At 70.7% G+C, this 17,826-nt stretch carries 18 protein-coding genes; 3 read left to right on the top strand and 15 right to left on the bottom strand.

What is annotated here, in order from left to right; translation table 11 throughout:
- Nucleotides 1–79 precede the first annotated feature (79 nt).
- Nucleotides 80–985: a glycosyltransferase gene (locus tag ROA7023_RS16515; RefSeq protein WP_159458554.1), complete on the bottom strand. Its 906-nt coding sequence runs from the start codon at nt 983–985 to the stop codon at nt 80–82.
- A gap of 212 nt (nt 986–1,197) precedes the next feature.
- Here ROA7023_RS16515 and ROA7023_RS16510 point away from each other — a divergent pair, with 212 nt between their 5' ends.
- Together ROA7023_RS16510 and ROA7023_RS16505 are read left to right on the top strand one after the other, a co-directional pair.
- The gene (locus ROA7023_RS16510) at nt 1,198–3,042 is read left to right on the top strand and encodes a DUF4422 domain-containing protein (RefSeq protein WP_159458553.1); all 1,845 of its coding nucleotides are present in this window, start codon (nt 1,198–1,200) and stop codon (nt 3,040–3,042) included.
- Nucleotides 3,039–3,728, top strand: a complete 690-nt coding sequence (locus ROA7023_RS16505) for a sulfotransferase (protein ID WP_085880138.1) — start codon at nt 3,039–3,041, stop codon at nt 3,726–3,728. Before ROA7023_RS16510 ends, ROA7023_RS16505 begins: the two co-directional genes overlap by 4 nt.
- 8 nt (nt 3,729–3,736) lie before the next feature.
- Here ROA7023_RS16505 and ROA7023_RS23935 read toward each other — a convergent pair whose 3' ends face one another.
- Nucleotides 3,737–4,288, bottom strand: coding sequence for an REP-associated tyrosine transposase (locus tag ROA7023_RS23935; protein ID WP_200812542.1), 552 nt, complete (start codon nt 4,286–4,288; stop codon nt 3,737–3,739).
- 166 nt (nt 4,289–4,454) lie between these two features.
- On the opposite strand from ROA7023_RS23935, the gene ROA7023_RS16495 reads away from it, so the two are divergent.
- Nucleotides 4,455–4,835 carry a BCCT family transporter gene (locus ROA7023_RS16495; RefSeq protein WP_234992280.1) on the top strand — a complete coding sequence of 127 codons (381 nt, stop codon included), beginning with the start codon at nt 4,455–4,457 and terminating at the stop codon, nt 4,833–4,835.
- Here ROA7023_RS16495 and ROA7023_RS16490 read toward each other — a convergent pair.
- The 13 genes from ROA7023_RS16490 to ROA7023_RS16435 all read right to left on the bottom strand — a co-directional run bounded on the left by ROA7023_RS16490 (nt 4,798) and on the right by ROA7023_RS16435 (nt 17,671).
- Entirely contained in the window at nt 4,798–5,304 is a 507-nt protein-coding gene (locus ROA7023_RS16490) for a cupin domain-containing protein (protein WP_085880136.1), read from the bottom strand. The genes ROA7023_RS16495 and ROA7023_RS16490 overlap by 38 nt on opposite strands.
- 106 nt (nt 5,305–5,410) lie before the next feature.
- Nucleotides 5,411–6,187 (bottom strand): phosphoadenylyl-sulfate reductase, encoded by a 777-nt coding sequence (locus tag ROA7023_RS16485; RefSeq protein WP_085880135.1) that lies wholly within the window; start codon nt 6,185–6,187, stop codon nt 5,411–5,413.
- Nucleotides 6,188–6,331: 144 nt separating this feature from the next.
- Nucleotides 6,332–7,162, bottom strand: coding sequence for a hypothetical protein (locus ROA7023_RS16480; RefSeq protein WP_234992279.1), 831 nt, complete (start codon nt 7,160–7,162; stop codon nt 6,332–6,334).
- 20 nt (nt 7,163–7,182) lie between these two features.
- Nucleotides 7,183–8,016, bottom strand: a complete 834-nt coding sequence (locus ROA7023_RS25195) for a hypothetical protein (protein ID WP_234992278.1) — start codon at nt 8,014–8,016, stop codon at nt 7,183–7,185.
- A 3-nt stretch (nt 8,017–8,019) separates the two neighbouring features.
- Nucleotides 8,020–8,196, bottom strand: coding sequence for a hypothetical protein (locus ROA7023_RS24505; RefSeq protein WP_159458552.1), 177 nt, complete (start codon nt 8,194–8,196; stop codon nt 8,020–8,022).
- Between the two features lie 137 nt (nt 8,197–8,333).
- Nucleotides 8,334–9,491: an NAD-dependent epimerase/dehydratase family protein gene (locus ROA7023_RS16470; protein WP_085880132.1), complete on the bottom strand. Its 1,158-nt coding sequence runs from the start codon at nt 9,489–9,491 to the stop codon at nt 8,334–8,336.
- Between the two features lie 130 nt (nt 9,492–9,621).
- A complete protein-coding gene (locus ROA7023_RS16465) occupies nt 9,622–10,746 on the bottom strand; it encodes a polysaccharide pyruvyl transferase family protein (protein ID WP_085880131.1) in 1,125 nt (374 codons plus the stop codon).
- Between the two features lie 66 nt (nt 10,747–10,812).
- Nucleotides 10,813–11,559: a glycosyltransferase family A protein gene (locus ROA7023_RS16460; protein ID WP_085880130.1), complete on the bottom strand. Its 747-nt coding sequence runs from the start codon at nt 11,557–11,559 to the stop codon at nt 10,813–10,815.
- Entirely contained in the window at nt 11,556–13,637 is a 2,082-nt protein-coding gene (locus ROA7023_RS24500; protein ID WP_085880129.1) for a glycosyltransferase family 4 protein, read from the bottom strand. The genes ROA7023_RS16460 and ROA7023_RS24500 overlap by 4 nt, the downstream gene beginning before the upstream one ends.
- The gene (locus tag ROA7023_RS16450; RefSeq protein WP_085880128.1) at nt 13,634–14,125 is read right to left on the bottom strand and encodes a hypothetical protein; all 492 of its coding nucleotides are present in this window, start codon (nt 14,123–14,125) and stop codon (nt 13,634–13,636) included. Before ROA7023_RS16450 ends, ROA7023_RS24500 begins: the two co-directional genes overlap by 4 nt.
- A gap of 17 nt (nt 14,126–14,142) precedes the next feature.
- Nucleotides 14,143–14,847 carry a hypothetical protein gene (locus tag ROA7023_RS16445; protein ID WP_085880127.1) on the bottom strand — a complete coding sequence of 235 codons (705 nt, stop codon included), beginning with the start codon at nt 14,845–14,847 and terminating at the stop codon, nt 14,143–14,145.
- On the bottom strand, nt 14,844–15,722 hold the full coding sequence (locus ROA7023_RS16440) for a glycosyltransferase (protein WP_085880126.1): 879 nt from the start codon (nt 15,720–15,722) through the stop codon (nt 14,844–14,846). Before ROA7023_RS16440 ends, ROA7023_RS16445 begins: the two co-directional genes overlap by 4 nt.
- Nucleotides 15,719–17,671: a glycosyltransferase family protein gene (locus ROA7023_RS16435; protein WP_085880125.1), complete on the bottom strand. Its 1,953-nt coding sequence runs from the start codon at nt 17,669–17,671 to the stop codon at nt 15,719–15,721. Before ROA7023_RS16435 ends, ROA7023_RS16440 begins: the two co-directional genes overlap by 4 nt.
- Nucleotides 17,672–17,826 lie beyond the last annotated feature (155 nt).

The raw sequence follows: 17,826 nt of genomic DNA, 5'->3' as shown, positions 1-17,826 counted from the left end.
CCGTCTGTCCGAAAGACTGCCCCTGGTTCTCGTCAAAGCATACTCCCCCAAGCGCATGGCATAGGTTCTACGGAAATCTTCAGGCCCAGCCAAGCCGGGATGCGAGATTGAGCACCATTGTCTCGGCGTGGCTTTGCCGATGGATTCCGAGGGCGCGGAACGCGGCCATGCGCCGGGGGCCACGGTGCCGGGGGATCGTGCGCCAGGCCGCCAGGGTCCGGCGCGCCTCGGGTGTCAGCATGGCATCCACCGTCTCGAGCGCGGCCACGTTGGCCTTGATCCAGCCGGCATAGGTCCCGCCGGACATGTTGCGCAGCCGCCGCGCCAGCGCCCGCTTGCCCTGGCGGGCGCCGAAGACGCTGTCGGCATGCTGGCGGTAAAGCACCATGGGCTCGGGGTCGATGTGGATGTCGGCGCCGGTGCCCGCCATCAGCAGGTAGATCCACCAGTCGTGATGGTCGATCTCGGGGGCGCCTGCCCGCCGCACCAGATCAAGCGCGGCCGGATTCAGCACCGTGGTGTGCCCCGACATGATGTTCTGCACCAGCGCGTTGCCCAGCGAGGGCCCCTGCAGCCAGGGCGCCGAGGGCCGCTGGCCCAGCAGGTGCCGGTCGGTGATGTAATAGGCCGCGGCATAGGCGCGCGGGCGGCCGTCGTCGGCCTCGGGCACCCCGGTCAGCACCGCCATCGCGCGGGCCAGCTTTTCCGGCCGCCAGACATCGTCCTGGTCCGACAGCGCGACATAGCTGCCCGCAAGGTCGGGATGGGCCAGCATCTGCAGGTAATTCGCCGCACTTCCCCGCCCCGGCCCCGTCAGCCGCCGCTCCAGCCGGCCGGGGTTGTCGCGGTCGAACCGGTCCAGGATCCCGGCGGTGTCGTCGGTGGAGCCATCGTCGCTGACCCAGAGCGTCCAGTCGTCCCGGGTCTGCGCCAGGAAGGATTCCAGCTGGTCGGGCAGCCACGCGGCCCCGTTATATGTGCACATCAAGATCCGAAGATGTTCCATATGCCCCGCTGGTACCCTGTCGGCCCCGGCTGAAACAACACCATGCCGGCTTGATCGCTTGTTGCCCAGTTCGGCCCGGGCGGCAAGCCGAACGGCGGGTTTCCGCGCCCCGCGTTTCGTTGACAAGCCCGCCCCCCGGGGCTAGCCCGTCCCGCGATCGTCAGCCAGACAGCCCAGCCCGGAGACCGCGCGTGCAGGCCACACTCTACAGCGCCTATCACAAGCCCGCGCCCCGCCTGTCCAGCCGGTCGGTCCGGCCGATCCACGTGGGCGCGGCCGGGGCGAAGGCCCCGCTGCCCGACATGATCGGCGACGACACCGGCGACAACATCTCGGACCGCAACGCCGCCTATTGCGAGCTGACCGCCCTGTGGTGGGCCTGGAAGAACGACAAAGACAGCACGCACCTGGGCCTGCTGCATTACCGCCGGGTGCTGGATTTCGCCCAAGACCACCACGGCCCCACCGCCGAGCTTTTCCTGGGCGAGCTGCGCATCCCCGACTGGCTGGACGCGACCGAGGCCTGGCTGGACGCCAATCCCGACATCGACGTGGTGGTCCCCAAGGCGCACCGGATGGGCGCCACCGTGCGCGAGAATTACCTCAACGGCCACGCGCCGGGCGATTTCGACCGCACCCGCGCGATCCTGGCCGAGGATCACCCCGACTACCTGCCCGCCTTCGACGCGGTGGCCGCGGGCCACGAGATCCGGCTGGGCAACATGGGCCTCATGCGGCGCGACCTGTTCGAGCGCTACTGCGCGTTCCTGTTCCCGGTGCTCGAGCGGCTCGAGGCGTCGGACATCGACCGCACCGATTACAACGCCTACCAGTCGCGCTATCTGGGCTTCGTGGCCGAGCGGCTGTTCACCGTGTTCCTGCACCGCCTGCGCACCGAGGAGCCCGCGCGCCGGATCCACGAGGTGCATATCCTCAACATCGGCCAGGCGCTGGTGCTGCCCTATATCTCCGACGACAGCCTGAACGGGCCCGAGCACGTCAATATCGCCTTCTCCGCCGACCGGGCCTATGTGCCCCACGCGGCGGCGATGCTGCGCTCGGTGATCGACCATATGAGCCGGGACAGGGTCTATAACCTGTTCTTCCTGCATTCCGACGTGGACGATTACGCGCTGGAGCTTCTGCGCGGGATGATCGCGGGGGCCGACAACGTGCATCTGCACGAGATTCCGGCCGGCAACCGCTTTTCCGGGGCCTACCGGTCGAAAAGCCGGGCGCCGTCGAACGCGACCTACAACCGGTTCCTGCTGTTCGACCTGCTGCCGACGCTGGACCGGCTGCTCTACCTGGATGTGGACATGATCGCCTGCGGCGACGTGGCCGAGATCTTCGACACCGACATGGGCGGTGCGCAGATCGCCGCCGTGCCGGACTGGATCATGACCCGCACGCTGACCGGGCCCACGCCCACGATCGACCCCGACGTGCCCGACCTCGGGGTGTATCAGCGGACGCGGCTGGGGCTCGAGGATCGCCATATCAGGGTCTATTTCAACGCCGGGCTGATCCTGTTCGACTTCGCGGCGATGGATGTGGCGGCGACCGGGCGGGCGCTGATGGCGCGGGCCGGCGAGGGCAAGTACCTGTTCCGCGACCAGGACATCCTGAACGCCCATTTCAAGGACAGCTACCTGCCGCTGCCGGCGCGGATGAATGTCTTCAACACCGATGCGCCGGGCTATGGCCGGGTGCCGCTGGCGGGGCAGCGGGCGGCGCTGGCGGCCAAGCGCGACCCGCTGGTGATCCATTACGCCGCGGGCGATTACAAACCCTGGAACGCCGCCCCCGTGCCCTTCGCCGAGCATTACTGGGCCGCGCTGATCCGCACGCCGTTTTATGCCGAGGTGATCGCCGCGGTCGGCAAGCCCACGGGCCCCTGGCGTGACCGCCTGCGGGCCCGGGTGCGCGACGCGGGCCGGGCGCTGCTGCTGCGCGCGCCGGGGCTGCGGCCGGTGGTCTACAAGGCGATGCGCGTGCTGGGCAGGCTGGGCCCGCCGGGACGGCGTGGACGATGATCCCGCTGCCCCTGCCCGCCCGCTGGCGCCACATGAAGGCCGGCCGGATCAGCCGGGTCGTCCATGTGGTGGCCTCGCCCTACAAGACCGGCACCAGCTCGCTGGGTCACGCGCTGATCAGCCTGGGGATCGGCTCGGCCGAGATGCCCTACCGGGGCGACCTGCTCAAGACCTACCGGCCGGCGTTCCGGCCGCTGAACTGGACCGCCAACCAGGCCCCCTCGGCCCGGGACTGGATCGCCCGGAACGGCGACCGGGCGGCCCGCGACCTGCGCGGCCTGACCCGGGCGCTGGCCCCCTACGACGTGTTCCACGACGCGCCCTTCGGCCATAACCACCTGCATCCGATCCTGCGCAAGGCGCTGGCGCCCCGGGCACGGTTCCTCTGGATCAACCGCGACTACGAGGCCTGGGTCGACAGCGTGCGCCGCTGGGAAACCGGCCGCCCCGAGCTTTACGCCAGCCGCGCCGCCCAATGGCGCGACGACCCCAAGGGCCGGCGCCGGGCGCTGCGCCGCAGCTGGAACCAGCGCTATGCGCGGTTCCTGCAGCTGGCCGAGGAGTTTCCCGAGGATTGCCTCGAGCTGCAGCTCGAACGAATGGACGACATGGGCCCGCTCTGCGCCTTCTACGGGATCGAGAACACCGGCCAGAGCTTTCCGAAGCGCAACATCTCCAAGGTCTGACCCGCGGCTCAGCCGTAGGATGGGTGATCTTCACCCATCCGCTCCCCGAAGCACAGGCCCGGCGGCGGCTGGACCGGCGCCGGAACGCACCCCCTGCGCAGGTCCCGGTGCAGCGAGGACCAGGGCCATTCCCCGGCCTGCCGGACGAGCCCGTGGTTCACCGGGTCGAACCAGCAATAGTTCAGGTGCAGGTTCCGGTCGGCCCCGTCCCGCAGCAGATGCTCCCAGAAGCGGCGCTGCCAGATCCCGCGCTCGCCCTTGGCCCGCATCGAGCGGCCGCGGCGGCCGGTCCCGCCGATCCGGCGGCTAAACCGGCTCTTGATGAGGCGCCACCGGGTCGAGAAATCGGCGTCACCCGGTGGCAGGGTCCAGATCGCGTGCAGATGATCGGGCAGGACGACGACAGCCTCGGTCCGGAAGGGCCGTTCCGCGCAGGTGATCTGCCAGGCCGCCCGCAGGTGGTCGATCCCGGAGACGAGCGTATCGGCCGAGGGATCCGCCAGCATGACGGTGAAGAAATATGTTGCCCCGGGACGGCGCAGGCGGCGGTAGGATGTCATGACCCATGGTGGCGCTGTCCTGGTTAAGGATGGGTGAAATCACCCATCCTACGCCCCCGATGGGGCCCGATCATCTGGGCCATCGCCTTTCCCGACCAGGCCGCCGCGGTTCTGGGGGCGGTCAACAGCGTGATCCTGGCGACCTTCAACTACTGGTGTCTACGCCATGGCGTTCTTCGTGCTGCTCTGCTTCGCACTGGCGCTCTGGCCGGCCGCTGGGCGGCTGCGGCTGGAGCATGACGAGGCCCGACCCGAATTCTCGAACTTCTCATGGTTCTCGATGAGGTTCGGCACCGGCATGCTCACCTTTGCCACCGCCGGGCCGATGTATCACTTCGCCAGCAACCCCGCGACGATCCAGGGCCTGACCGAAGGCAGCACGGCCGGCGACGCCCAATCCGGTCGTTCACCCTATCGGGCCTGTGCCGTCGTGGACCTGGCGCTGGCACTGGTGGTCGGCGGGCTGATCCTTGCGGAGGGCTGTTTGTCCAGTCCGATGGCCCCGGCGCCTATTTCTTGGCGCCAGCCCCCGCCCCGGGCTCGGTGATGTCCGCGTGATCGACCAGGTTCCAGGGCAGCCCGGCATGGCGGTAGATCCGCTTGCCCAGGCGCGGGTAATCGCCCACGTCATGGGCCAGCCGCGCGCCGATCACCAGGCAGCGCAGGGTCTCGGACCCGGTGTTGCGGATCGAATGGGCCAGCCCCCCCTTGCGATAGCCGATGAAATCCCCCGGGCCGATGGCATGGGCCGCATCGCCGATATGGGCGGTGGCGGTGCCCGACAGCACGAAGACGCATTCGTCCTCGTGGTGATGGACGTGATGTTCGGTGGTGGCGTTCCCGGGGGCGACCTCGATCAGGTGCACGCCGATCCCGGTCAGGCCGGCCAGGTCGCCCAGGGACTTGTTGATCCGCCGGGCGCCGGGGTTGAGGAAATGGCTCTTGGCCAGCCCCTCCATCGCGGCGATCTCGGCGGCGGTGACAAGATAGGTGTCGGGCGGGGTCGCGGGGGCCATGGCGGATCTCTCTGGCTGTGGGCGGGTGGGGTCGGCTCGCACCGAGCCTAGCGCCCGGCCGCGCCGGGCTCCAGCGGCAGACCGCCGCGCCGCAGGCCGGGGACGCTCAGCCCTTGGGCAGCGGGCCGCGCACCATCTTGCCGTCGACGAAATGGATGCCGCATTCGGTCTTGTCGCTTTCGGCCCAGCGGCCGGCGCGGGCATCCTCGCCCGGGGCCACGGCGCGGGTGCAGGGCGCACAGCCGACCGACGGATAGCCCTGCGCCTCGAGCGGGTGGCGCGGCAGGTCGTGGGTCTCGAAATAGGCGGCGACGTCGTCCGGCGTCCAGTCCGCCAGCGGGTTCAGCTTGATCCAGCGGTCCTGCGCCTCGAACAGCGACAGCCCCTGCCGGGTCGAGGCCTGGTGACGCTTGCGCCCGGTGATCCAGGCGTCGAGCGCCCTGAGCGAGGCCAGCATCGGCAGGGTCTTGCGGACGTGACAGCACAGATCCGGGTTGCGGGCGTGCAGATCGCCGGCCGGATCGTCGGCCTTCACGCTGGCCGGGCGCGGGGTCACCGTCTGGATGTTGCACAGGCCGAAGGCCTCCACCAGGGTGTCGCGATAGGCCAGCGTCTCGGGGAAATGCTTCCAGGTGTCGAGGAAGATCACCGGCGTATAGGGGTCGATCCGGCTAACCATGTGCAGCAGCACGGCGGCCTCGGTCCCGAACGAGCTGACCAGCCCGATGCGGCCGGGGAAATCCTCGGTCATCGCCGTGCGCAGCACCTCTTCGGCGCCCTGCCCGGCGTGATGCGCGGCCAGGGCCCGGGCACGCTCGGCCAGCTCCAACCGGGCATTGGTCTCGAACGGGGCGGCGGGCGGTGCGGGGCGCAGATCTCTCATGGCGGCGTGTCTAGCAGGGGGAAGGGGGCTGCGCCAAGTCTCTGCTGCGCCGCAGCGTCAGCCGGGGCCGCGGCGTGGCGCCCGGGCCGCGGATCGGGCTGCGGATCGGGCGGGGTCAGGCGGGGGGATGGGGCAAGCCACGGCTCAGGCGGGGGCCGAGAACAGCCGGGCGGGGATCTCAAGCCGCATCGCCAGGCCCGCCTCCTGCAGCCAGGCCAGCCGGTCGGCATCGGCGAAATACCACCGGTCATAGAGCGCGCGCAGCCCGGCGGCATCGTCCGCCTCCAGCAGGGCGCGGATCAGATCGAGCTGCGGGCGCCGGTCGCAGTAATGCACCCCGGCGCGGGCCCGCATCCGCCAGCGGTCGCACCAGGCGTCATGGGGCAGCACGTCGAAATGCAGCAGCAGGACGTCGCGGGCGGCGACCTGCCCGTGCCGGATGCGGGAATGTTCGGGCAGGTGCAGGGAATAGAGGTCGATCGGCACATCGGTGCGCACGAAGGTCTTGCCCGAGGTATGGCCGAAGAACCCCGAGGCCGGCATCAGGGGGATGTCGCCGTAAGCCTCGCGCAGGCGCAGGGCCTCGACCCGCGAGCCCCGGGACAGGCGCTTGAACCAGCGCGGATCGAACAGCCCCTCGCCCATCTCCGGGTGGCGCAGGGCCTCGGCCGGCTCCAGCGTGACCAGGGCGGCCGTGCCGGCCCCCGCCTCGCCCCCCGCCCCGGCCAGGGCGCGGTGCATGTCGCCGTGGACCAGCTCGTCGGCATCCAGCATCAGCGACCAGTCCATCCCCGCGGCGCGCAGCCGGGCCAGCCCGTCGGCCATCACCCCGCGCTGCTTGTCGCCGAGGTCGGCCGGGGCGGGGGTGCCGCAAAGCCGCTGCCAGACCGCGGGCGTGCAGGGCACGACCTCGACCGCCGGGTGATACGCCCATTCGGCGCCCGCCGGGTCGTCGGGCAGGTCGAGATAGAGCACGATGTGCGCGGCCCCGCTGTTCAGGTGATAGCGCAGAAAGGCGCGGGTCTGTTCGGGCGGGCAGCGCTGCAGGCTGACCAGCCCGATCCGGGGGTCCGTGCGGGCGGCACCGGGGGCCGGGCCAGCGGCGCCGGCGGCCAGAACCGGAGCGCCAGCGCCGCCGCCGCCGCCTCGTCGTGGCGCTGGAGGGCCTGGGGCCGGGGCGGCAGCGGGTCGGGGAAGACGAAGCGCACCGTGGGGCCGGTCATCGCCTCCGCCGCCAGCCGCCGGTTCAGCGCCGCGTACTCCGCCGCGAGCCGGGCCCGGAACGGTCGCGCCAGCAGCGTGGCCTTGCGCTCCAGCCGCTGTTCAGTCTCTGTTCCGGCCCAATCGGGCGCCGTGCGCAGGTGTTGCAGGATCTCGGCCCGGGCGGCATGGGTCAGGTCGGGGCGCCGGTTCACCGCCCGCGCCAGGGTCACCAGCCCGCGCGGCAGCCGGGGCACGGGCGCGGCAGGCGCGGGCGGCGGCCCCTCCAGCCCCAGCACCTCGGTGCAGAGATCGGCCAGCACGCCCGGCCCCGCCTCGGCATCGTCCCGGGACCGCAGCCGCAGCCCGCCGGCGGCGATCCAGGGCGCGAGCCGGGCCTCGAAATCGACCCAATCCCGGGCCGACCGGGCGAAGAACCCCTGGATGCCATGGCCGACGCGCGGATGGATCCGGCACAGGGCCTCGCGGTAGAACCGGTCGAGGAAGCGGTCCTGCCGGGACAGGTAGGCCAGCGGGCGCAGGCGCCCGAACGGCCCCAGGGCGGCGGCGGCCTCGGCCGGGGTCAGGGCGAATTGCAGGGCAAGCCAGGCGTCCGATCCCAGCAGCACCCTTTATGCGCCGCTCTCGGCGATCTCCTCGCCCAGCGAGGCCAGGATCCGTGCCGGGACCGGGTGGCGCGTGCCATCGGCCGGCAGGCGGAAGGCGCCGCGCAGCGCGCCGTGGCCGCAGGGCAGGTCGGGCAGCCCGCCGGGCATCGGCGGGCCGAAACCGGTTTCGGGATAAAGCACCCCGCGGTCGCGCAACCAGGACCGGTTGTGCGCCAGCGCCGTGCAGGGCGGCGGTGCCGGTGCGCTCCAGCCCCAGAAGGAGATGGAGCACGGGGCTCACCCCGCCGCCGCCCCGGCCGCCCGGCCCGGGTCCGTCGTCAGCGCCAGAGCGAGACGCAAGGGATCTTGGAGGTGTCGCAGCGCGCGGCGTATTTCTGCGCGATCTCGCGGACTTCGTCCATCACGCCGCTTTCCAGCTTGATCGGCTCGAGGCCCATCCCCAGAAAGCGGTCGTTGGCCACGTGCAGCTCGTTCTCGGCCGCCTCGTTGCGCGGGTTGTCGAGATAGGCGATCTCGGCCCCCATGGCGTCGTGCAGCATCTGCGCCAGATCGCGGACCCGGTGGGTCTCGGTCATCTGGTTGAGGATGTTGACGCGCTCGCCCGATTGCGGCGGGTTCTCCAGCGCCAGCTCGATGCAGCGGCAGGTGTCCTGGATGTGGATGAAGGCGCGGGTCTGGCCGCCGGTGCCATGCACGGTCATCGGGTACTCGACCGCGGCCTGCATGATGAAGCGGTTGAGCACGGTGCCATAATCGCCGTCATAGTCGAAGCGGTTGATCAGCCGCTCGTCCTGCTTGGTCTCGTCGGTCTGGGTGCCCCAGACGATGCCCTGGTGCAGGTCGGTGATCTTCACCCCGTCGTTCTTGTTGTAGAAGTGGAAGAACAGCTGATCCTGGCTTTTCGTCATGTGGTAGATCGAGCCGGGGTTGGTGGGATAGAGGATCTCGGTCTCGGCCTCGCCGGCGGGGGTGTCGATGCGCACCTTGAGGTAGCCCTCGGGGATCTTCATGCCGGCGGTGCCGTAGCCGTAGACGCCCATGGTCCCGAGGTGGACAAGGTGGATGTCCTGGCCCGATTCCACGATCGCGGCCAGCACGTCGTTGGTGGCGTTGAGGTTGTTGGAGACGGTGTAGCGCTTGTGGCTCGAGGATTTCATCGAATAGGGCGCGGCGCGCTGTTCGGCGAAGTGGATGATCGCGTCCGGCTTCTCGTCCTGGATCAGGGTCAGAAGGCGGTGGTAATGCTCGCCCACGGTGAAGTTGTGGAACTTGATCTCGTTGCCGGTCAGCTCTTTCCAGACGCGCAGGCGCTCGCCGATGGGCTTGATCGGGGTCAGGCTGTCGACCTCGAGCTCCAGGTCGATCTGGCGACGGCTGAGGTTGTCGACGATGATGACGTCGTGACCGCGGTTGGAAAGATACAGGGCGTTCGGCCAGCCGCAGAAGCCGTCCCCGCCCAGAATGATGACCTTCATGCTCCCAGAACCCTTCTCGAGACCCAAATAATTGCGCGTCCTTTATCGCCGTTCCGGGGGGAAGGAAACCCTGCGAACCATGGCCCCGCGGAGCCATGGCGTCCGGGCCACGGCCCGCCCCCCGCGCCTGTCAGAGCACCGTCTCGATGCCGTTCTCGGCATAGCAGGCCTTGAGCTCGGCATGGCAGGTGGCGAAGGCGGCGTTGGCGGCGTCCCAATCGTGGTCGAGCATGGCCCGCACCGGGTCGACCCACTCCTCGGCCACGTCGCTGTAGGGCAGCTTGTAGAGCTCGCAGAACTCCTTGAGCCGTGAATCGTAGGTCCAGTAATAGCAGGGCAGACCCTGCAGCAGGCCGACCATGTTGCCGTGAAACCGAAAGCCCACCATGGCGTCCACGTCGCGCACCTTCGACAGCCAGTCGTCGATGCTGCGCACGCTGACGGTATGGGCGATGACCTGTTCGGGGCTCAGCGCACCCTCGCCGCCGATATGGGCCAGCACCTCGCGGGCGGCCGCCATCCGCGCCTCGAACGGCAGCCGGTGGTCGGCGAGGTCGAACTCCAGCTTGACGCCCTGTTCGAAGAACCCCGCCTTGGAGGAGCCCTCGATCGCGTGGACCAGCGCCTGCACGTGCTTCTCGCGCGCCTTGGCCGGGTCGCGGCAATAGATCGAGCCGCGCAGCCCGGTGTGCAGCGACACGCCCAGCCGCCGCTCGGGGGTGTCGAGCAATCCCGGCAGGGTCACGCTGGGCACGGCGCAGGAATAGAACAGCGACGGGCAGCCGGTGACGCGGATGTTCTGCGCCCCCAGCCGGGTCAGCACCTCGGCGGTGAAGGCGCCCCGGACCGAGATGCTTTTCGACCGCTCGTTCAGGCAGGCGACGAAATCGCGCGCATCGGCATTGTCATCCAGAAAGGTCGGGTCGTTCTGCTGCGACTGCGCACCCAGCCCGATGATCGCGATCGGGCAGTCGAAGCCCTCGAGCGTCTTCATCGCCTTGCGGTAATCGAAGTTCTTGTGGACATAGGTCGAGCCGCGCACCAGCGCCACGTCGGCGGGCCTGGCCGGCTGGCCGAACATCATCCGGGTCTCGCCCGCCTCGGCCGCCGCCGGGCCGAGGTGCTGCAGCAGCGCGGCACAGACCAGCATGTCGCCGTAATTGGGACGGAAATCGGTGGTGCCGAGATCGTTCCAGGCGACCTTGCCGTCGACCATCTTGTGATTGAAATGCACCAGAGCGGTGGTCTTTGCCATGACTTGTCTCTCCCCTGAGCCCGTCCCGTCCGGGCCTCCCTGGCCGCGCTGCGCCGCGCGGCCGCCTTACAGCGTCTCGAGCCGGTCGATCCGCAACGCGTCCAGATCCCACAGGACGGATCGGCTCGCGCCCAGTTGCGTCACGAGAGAATCGTCGCGGCGGCGCTTGAAGATGATCGTGTCGGGCACGGTCATGTGGCGCCAGCCCGCCTCGATCGTCTCGATGTTCCAGCGCCAGTCCTCGAAGCCCAGGCCGCGTTCCTTGTCGCGCCCGGCATAGGGCACCTCGAGAAAGGCGGTGCGCGGGGCCATGGCCAGCGAATCGTAGTAATTCGCCATCTGCCAGTAGAGCGGGGTGTAGAACTCCGATCCCTGGTCGGGGTTCACCAGCACCGAACGCGCGGCGTCGAAGAACCAGTTCACCTCCGGATGCAGGATCAGCCGCTCGCCGCGCGGATCGCGGCCCGCGGCGGCGGCGCGCAGCACGGCGGCGCCATCGGACAGCCAGTTTTCCGAGAACAGGTCGTCGGCGTCGAGAAAGGCCACGATCTCGCCGGTGGCCGCCTCGGCCAGCGCGTTGCGCGAGAGCCCGAGGTCGCCGCAATCGAGCTCCAGCCGCCGCCAGCTGTCGAAGGCGGGCTGCTCGAAGAAGGCGCGGGCGCCGTCGCTGACCCGGTCCAGGCCGATGATCCGCTCGACCGTCAGCCCGGCGGCCTCGGCGGCGGCGATGGCGGCCTCGGCGCTGGACATGGTCGGGCCCGCGACGACGGTCTCGGAATGGGCGTTCAGCGCCACGGTCAGATCGGCACTCATGGGGCGGTCCCTTCGAAGAATTGCGCCAGCGTGGCGGCATAGGCCTCTGGCGTGCGCTCGGCCACCAGCGCCTCGCGCAGCTGCAGCGCCCGGGCGCGGGCGCCCTCGGGGTCGGCCAGCAGGGCGCGCATGGCGTCGACATAGGCGTCGGGGTTCGCGAAATCGGCGATCGGCCAGGACAGGCCCTCGCGCAGGACCTCGCCGCAGCCGCCCACCAGGCTGCCCACCATCGGGATCCCGGTCATCGCCACCTCGAGCAGGATCGACGGCACCCCGTCCCATTCCGAGGTGTAGAGCCAGCCGTCGGCCTTGCCCAGCGGCAGCGCGGCGAAGCTGTCGTAGACCCCTTCGAGGATCACGTTGCCGGGCTTGTCGACCCGCGGGTCGATCTGGCTGGCGACGGGGGCGCCCCACATCCGGATGTCGACATCGGGCATGGCGCGGGCGATGGCATAGACCACGTCGAGCCGCTTCTGGTCGTCGAGCCGGCTGGCCCAGAAGAACTGCGGCCGCCGGCCCCGGCCCGGCGCGGGGGCGGAGGCCACCGGCAGGCTGGGGTCCACCGGCCCTTCCAGCACGGCGATCTTGTGTCTCTGTTCCGGCGGAACCGCGAATTGCGTGGCCAGCTGATCGGCCAGGTAATGGCTGTCGGGACAGACCGCGCGCATCTTGTCGAAATGCCGGTAGAACTGCGAGGCCGGGTAGCCGCCCCAATGGCCGAAGCGGTTCTGGTCGTTGCAGAAGAAACAGCCCACGATCGGCAGGCTCGCCGAGACCGGGCCGGGGTAATTCGTCATCAGCGTCCAGATCGTCAGCGAGTTGATGTTGAACACCGCCTCGGGCGCCAGGCCGCGCAGGAACTCGAACAGCATCCGTTCGCGGTTGGGCTTGGACAGGGACGCGGTGGCGCTGGCGAAATCCACGTAGCGGACCCCGGGCGGCGCCTTGGAATCGGCCATCTCGCCGCCCTTGTCGGTGACCATGAGGATCACCTCCTCGACCCCCAGCATCTCGGCCAGGGCATGGGTGATGTGGCCCTCCATCCGGCGCCCTCCGCCCCAGCGCGGGGCGTTGACGGCGACCACGGCGCGGGCTGTGCGGGCGCCGGCCATCTCGTGCAGCTCGCCCAGGGCGGCCAGCATCCTGACCCGGTCCTGCCGGACCAGGGGCTGGATGTTGGGCTGCAGCGCCTGCGGCCAGACCTGGCCGACCAGCGGCTCGTGGGCGGTGGCCTTGCGCACCATCTCGCCCAGCTTGCCGGTCTCGAACCGCTCGCGCAGGTCGCGCCTGCGGGCGATCAGCATCTCCTGGGTGGCGGCGGGGGACTCGTGACCCAGGATCTGGCTGACCTTGTCGAACTCGGTCAGCGGGGTCGCGATCTGGCCCTCGGCCCGGCCCCGGCGCAGCCAGTGGGCAAAGGGGTTCTCGGGGCTGTGGCGCTGATCGGGATAGCGCGCGAGATACCCCTTGGTCGAGAAATGCGGCGAGGGATCGCGCCCCTCCTTCGCCCCGGCCCGCAGGTAGTGGCGGACCATGTTCGAGCGGTGCGCGACCGCGGCCATGTCATGGTAGCGGGTGAGGTAGAACAGGTGGTCGAACCCCTCCATCACCGTCTCGTAATCGTCGGGCTCGGGGCTGGGCGGGGCGGCGGCGCGGGCCAGCCCGGCCAGCCGCTGCATCTTGGCGCCGTAATGGGGCACCGTGCCCTCGGGCAGGGGCGCGGACAGCAGCGGGCCGCCGGCGGGCTCGGGCAGGGGCGGCCCGTCGCCGTCCCGGTCCGGCCGCGCGGCGCCGGTCCCCGTTCCCGTCCCGGTGGCGTCCGAGGGGCGGTTGATGCGGATGTAGTGCAGGAAGGGGTCGACGCCCTCCTCGTCCACCTCGGGGTATTCGGCGCGATAGGCGTCGGGGTCGAACCATTCCGCCGGCCGCCGGCCCAGCGGGCCGCCGAAGCGCAGGTAATGCACGATCGGGTTCATCTTCAGCAGCGCGACATCGGGATATTCGGCAAGATACCACTCGGCGTCGAACAGGTCGGAGGCATGGACCTCGTCCACCTCCCCGCGGCTTGGCTGTTTCATCGCTGGCCTCGCGTCAGAGGATTGACCTTCATGTCGGCGCGCGGCAGGCGGCCCTCGCGCCAGCCGGCCCGCAGGTAATGGCGGGCGGGATCGACGCCGGTCTCCGCGATATCGGGATATTCCTGGACATACCACTTGGGATCGAAGAGCCCGGCGCGCACGATCCGCCTGGCGCGGTAGCGCATCGCCCGGCGCGCGACCCAGGGCCAGCGCCCGATATAGGGCAGCCGAATGGCGACGTTGTCGAACAGGAGCGCCTGGCCGAAGGCCCGGTCCTTCTTGCGCAGCGCCCCTTCGAGGATCTGCACATGGCGGGTCAGGGCCGCGATCTCTTCGGTGGCGCGTTTCAGCCGGCGGTTCGACAGCGCCAGCCGCTCGCCCAGCTCGCGCTCGCGGTCGGCGACGGAAGAGCTGTCCTCGGCGGTGTCGTCCTGCATCGCCTCGCCGGTGTCAGCGTCGGTGTCGGTGTCCTGCGCCTTGGCTGCCATGGCCCCTGCCCCTCTCGTCATTCCCGTGCCCAGTCGGGCCGGCCGATCTCGTCCAGACAGGCCGCGGCATCGGCCGCGTTCTCGAACCGGTCGAGGATCGAGGGCCCGAGAATCCGGGCCATGGCCGTCGATGTATCGAATGCCCTGTCCACACCGAGAAAGTCCAGAACGGGGGCCGCGTTTTTCGTCACGATGTCACCCGTATAGGTCAGATCCAGCCGCGGCCCGCGCAGCTGGCGGTCGATCCGGTCGAAATAGGCGTCGCGGCGGGTGCGGTAATGGTCGAACTCGGCGCGCACGAACCGGGTCCGGGTGCCCGCGCCGATGCCGGCCTTGCGGGTGTTCCAGCGCCCGGTCTGGCGCGCGATCAGCAGCGAGGACCAGGCCGCCAGCGCGTTCTCGCGCCGCAGGACGATCTTGTGCAGGCTCTCGTCGGACAGCAGCGCGGCATGGGCGGCGGGGCCTTGCGTCGCGAAGACCTTGAAGCCCACCGCGCCGTGGCCCTCGTCCATCGCCAGCAGCCGGCGGGCAAAGCCCAGCGGGTCGGCCTTGCACATCTCGGGCGTCAGCACCGCGCGGGCCGCCCCCTGCAGGTGGCGCGGCACCAGCCCCGGCGCCAGCGCCTCGCCATGGCACAGGATCTCGGGGTGGCTGCGCAACGCCGTCACCAGCCACGAGGACCCCGACCGCGCCGTCGAGAACAGCACGAAGCGGGTGGTCATGGCGCAGCCCCTCCCCCGGTCCTGCCGCTCTCGCCAGTGTCTGTCTTGCCAGTTTCCGCCTTGCCAGTTTCCGCCCTGCCAGTGCCAGTGTCGGTATCAGTGTCGGTCCCGCCCGCCCCGGGCCGGCCGAGCCTGCCGATCCGGTCGATCGCCAGCGCGGCAAGGCCGCGGATCGACACCCGGCGGCTTCGGGCCTCGCCGGTCTGCGAGGAATCCCTGCGGCGCTTGAAGATCAGCGTGTCGCGCACCACCCCGTGGTGCCAGCCCGCGGCCATGGTCTCCACCGCCCATTGCCAATCCTCGTAGGCAAAGCCGCCCGCGATGTCGCGATCCGCGAAGGGCACCTCGGTCCAGGCCTCGCGCGGGGCCAGGCACAGCGCGTCGTAGTAATTCTGGATGCCCAGGTGATGGGGGGTGAAAAGCGGGTTGTCCTGGGCGATGTTGGCATGGCTCATCGCGGTGCCGTCGAACTCCCAGACCACCTCGGGGTGCAGGATGACGCGGGCGCCCGGGCCGGCCGCCTCAAGGCTCTGTACCGCCTCGATCAGCCAGTTTTCCGAGAACAGGTCGTCGGCATCCAGGAACGCGAGCCAGCGCCCCCGGGCCTGGGCGGCCAGCGCGTTGCGGGTCCGGCCCTGGTCGCGGAAGGCCATTTCGCGGACCTCCCAGGCGGCCAGCGCGGGCTGGGTCATGAAGGCGCGGGCCTCGGGGGTCGGGTCGTCGAGCCCGATCAGCCGCTCCACCCGGTAGCCCGCCGCCTCGAGCCGCGCCAGCGCGGCCTCGGCGCTGGCCAGGGTGGGGCCGGCGACCAGGCTCTCGGCATGGACCGTCAGCGCCAGGGTCAGGTCGGGGGGCGCGGTGGCGGCGGGGCTCATGCCGCGTCCTCCGGGGCGGGAACGACGGGGGCAAGCTCTGCCACGACGGCGCGAAAAGCCGCCTCGCTGCGCTCGGCCAGAAGCGCCTCACGCAACATCAGAGCCTGTTTCCGGGCGGTCGCGGGGTCGGCCAGCACGGCGCGGATTGCCGCGACATGGGCCTGCACCCCGGCGCCCTCGGGCAGCGGATGCGCCAGCCCCTCGCGCAGGATCTCGCCGGTGCCGCCGACCCGGCTGCCCACGAGCGGCAGGCCGGTCATCGCGACCTCGAGCAGGATCGAGGGCACCCCGTCCCAGTCGGAGGTATAGAGCCACAGGTCCGCCTCGTGCAGCGGCAGGTCGGCAAAGTGCGCATAGACCCCCTCGCGGGTCAGGTTGGCCGGCGGCATCGGCGGGGGCATGGTGCCGCCGTCCAGCACCGGCGCGCCCCACATCCGGATATCGGCCTCGGGCAGGGCGGCGGCGATGGCATGGACCAGGTCGACGCGCTTTTGCGGATCGAACCGCCCCGACCAGAAGATCTGCGGCCGCCGCCCGGCCGCCACCGGCACCGCGGCCACGGGCGCCGCGGCCACGGGCGCCGCGGCCACCGGGATCGCGGCCACCGGGATCGTGGCATCCGCCGGCGCGGGCAGCACCCGCAGCTTGCCGCGGGCAGCCTCGGGTATCATGAAGCGCGCCGCCAGCTCCTCGGCCAGGGCCTGGCTGTCGGTGCAGATCGCATGGAGGATGTCGAAATGCCGGTAGACCATGCGCACCGGGTAGCCGGTCCAGTACCCCAGCGCGGTGCGCTCGGCGCAGAACAGCGCGCAGGTGATCGCGGTGTCGCGGGACAGGGCGCGGCCATAGGGCGTCAGCATCTCCCAGAACAGGCGGCTGTTGACGTTGAACACCGACCCGGGCCGCAGCGCACGCAGGAATTCGAACAGCAGCCGCTCGCGCATCTCGGCATCGCCCGGGGCGATATCGGCCATGGTGACGACCCGCAGACCCTCGGGCAGCTTGCCCGGCGGCATCGCCCCGTCCGCCTCGGTGGTCAGGACCAGCACGTTCTCCGCCCCGTGCAGATCGGCCAGCGCATGGGCCAGGTGGCCCTCCATCCGCCGGCCCCCGCCCCAGCGCGGGCGGTTGACCACGATCACCGCCGCCGCCCGCCGCCCGCCGGCGCGGGCCTGCAGCCGGTGCAGCGCCTCGGTGCGGGTCACCACCAGGTCGGAGTTGAAGGGCGGCACGCGGATATCCTGCGCCCGGGGCCAGGACAGCGCCACGAGCGGGTCGAGCGCCGCCGCTTTCGTCACCATTTCACCCAAGGTGCCGCGGCCGAGCCTGTCGCGCAGGTCGTCGTATTGCGCCGACCATTGCGCCTGGACCTCGGCGGGGGGGCGGCCCAGCACCTGTTCGGCCATCGCCTCGAAGGCGTGGAAGGGCGCGGTCAGATAGCCCCTGGCGTGGCCCTCGCGCACCCAGTGGCCGAACGGGGTCAGCCCGCTCTTGCGGATCTCGGCGCCATAGCGGGCGCGATAGGCGGCGGTGCCGAACCAGGCGGCGGGGTCGCGGTTCTCGGCCGCGCCGGCGCGCAGGTAATGGGCCACCGGATCGAAGCCGCGCCGGGCCACGTCCGCATGGCGGCCGAAATAGTAGAGAGCGTCGAAATGCGGCTTGATCAGATCGTATTCCGCGCCGTAGCCCGCCGGGCGCGGGGCCATCTCGGCGGCCCGGGCCAGGGCGGCCAGGGGCACGCCCCAATGCGGCGGCGGCATGCGGGTGCGGATCTCGGCCAGCGCCCGGGCGCGGACATCGGCCGGGATCTCTATGCCGCCGGGCTTGCGCCCCGTGGCCCGGCCATAGGCGGCGCGGGCGGCCCGCAGCGCCCCCTTGGGCAGGCGGTCGGCCAGGCGCCGGAGAAATCCGCCGCGCCCGTTCGCCCCGTCGCTGGTCTGGCCGCGCATCCCGTCTGTGTCCCCCGGTCCAGGCATGACCGCCCGCTTACCGCCGCGCCCTTCCGTCTTCAACGTGGAATCGGGGGCGCCGCCCGCCCTGTGGCCGCGCCGCCCCAGGCCAGGCGCGGCGGCGCCCGGGGGATTTGAACTCGCCCCCGAACGGC

Source organism: Roseisalinus antarcticus (assembly GCF_900172355.1).
GTDB classification, from domain to species: Bacteria; Pseudomonadota; Alphaproteobacteria; order Rhodobacterales; family Rhodobacteraceae; genus Oceanicola; species Oceanicola antarcticus_A.
Note: the sequence above shows the minus strand (reverse complement) of the source record. Positions and strands in the feature narration are given on the sequence as shown.

Coding starts and splice junctions, on each gene's coding strand:
- ROA7023_RS16450 (WP_085880128.1), bottom strand. CDS start 14,125: ATGGCAGCCAAGGCGCAGGACACCGACACCGACGCTGACACCGGCGAG.
- ROA7023_RS16485 (WP_085880135.1), bottom strand. CDS start 6,187: ATGAGAGATCTGCGCCCCGCACCGCCCGCCGCCCCGTTCGAGACCAAT.
- ROA7023_RS16515 (WP_159458554.1), bottom strand. CDS start 985: ATGTGCACATATAACGGGGCCGCGTGGCTGCCCGACCAGCTGGAATCC.
- ROA7023_RS16445 (WP_085880127.1), bottom strand. CDS start 14,847: ATGACCACCCGCTTCGTGCTGTTCTCGACGGCGCGGTCGGGGTCCTCG.
- ROA7023_RS16505 (WP_085880138.1), top strand. CDS start 3,039: ATGATCCCGCTGCCCCTGCCCGCCCGCTGGCGCCACATGAAGGCCGGC.
- ROA7023_RS23935 (WP_200812542.1), bottom strand. CDS start 4,288: ATGACATCCTACCGCCGCCTGCGCCGTCCCGGGGCAACATATTTCTTC.
- ROA7023_RS16460 (WP_085880130.1), bottom strand. CDS start 11,559: ATGAGTGCCGATCTGACCGTGGCGCTGAACGCCCATTCCGAGACCGTC.
- ROA7023_RS16435 (WP_085880125.1), bottom strand. CDS start 17,671: ATGCGCGGCCAGACCAGCGACGGGGCGAACGGGCGCGGCGGATTTCTC.
- ROA7023_RS16465 (WP_085880131.1), bottom strand. CDS start 10,746: ATGGCAAAGACCACCGCTCTGGTGCATTTCAATCACAAGATGGTCGAC.
- ROA7023_RS16495 (WP_234992280.1), top strand. CDS start 4,455: ATGGCGTTCTTCGTGCTGCTCTGCTTCGCACTGGCGCTCTGGCCGGCC.
- ROA7023_RS16470 (WP_085880132.1), bottom strand. CDS start 9,491: ATGAAGGTCATCATTCTGGGCGGGGACGGCTTCTGCGGCTGGCCGAAC.
- ROA7023_RS16440 (WP_085880126.1), bottom strand. CDS start 15,722: ATGAGCCCCGCCGCCACCGCGCCCCCCGACCTGACCCTGGCGCTGACG.
- ROA7023_RS24500 (WP_085880129.1), bottom strand. CDS start 13,637: ATGAAACAGCCAAGCCGCGGGGAGGTGGACGAGGTCCATGCCTCCGAC.
- ROA7023_RS16490 (WP_085880136.1), bottom strand. CDS start 5,304: ATGGCCCCCGCGACCCCGCCCGACACCTATCTTGTCACCGCCGCCGAG.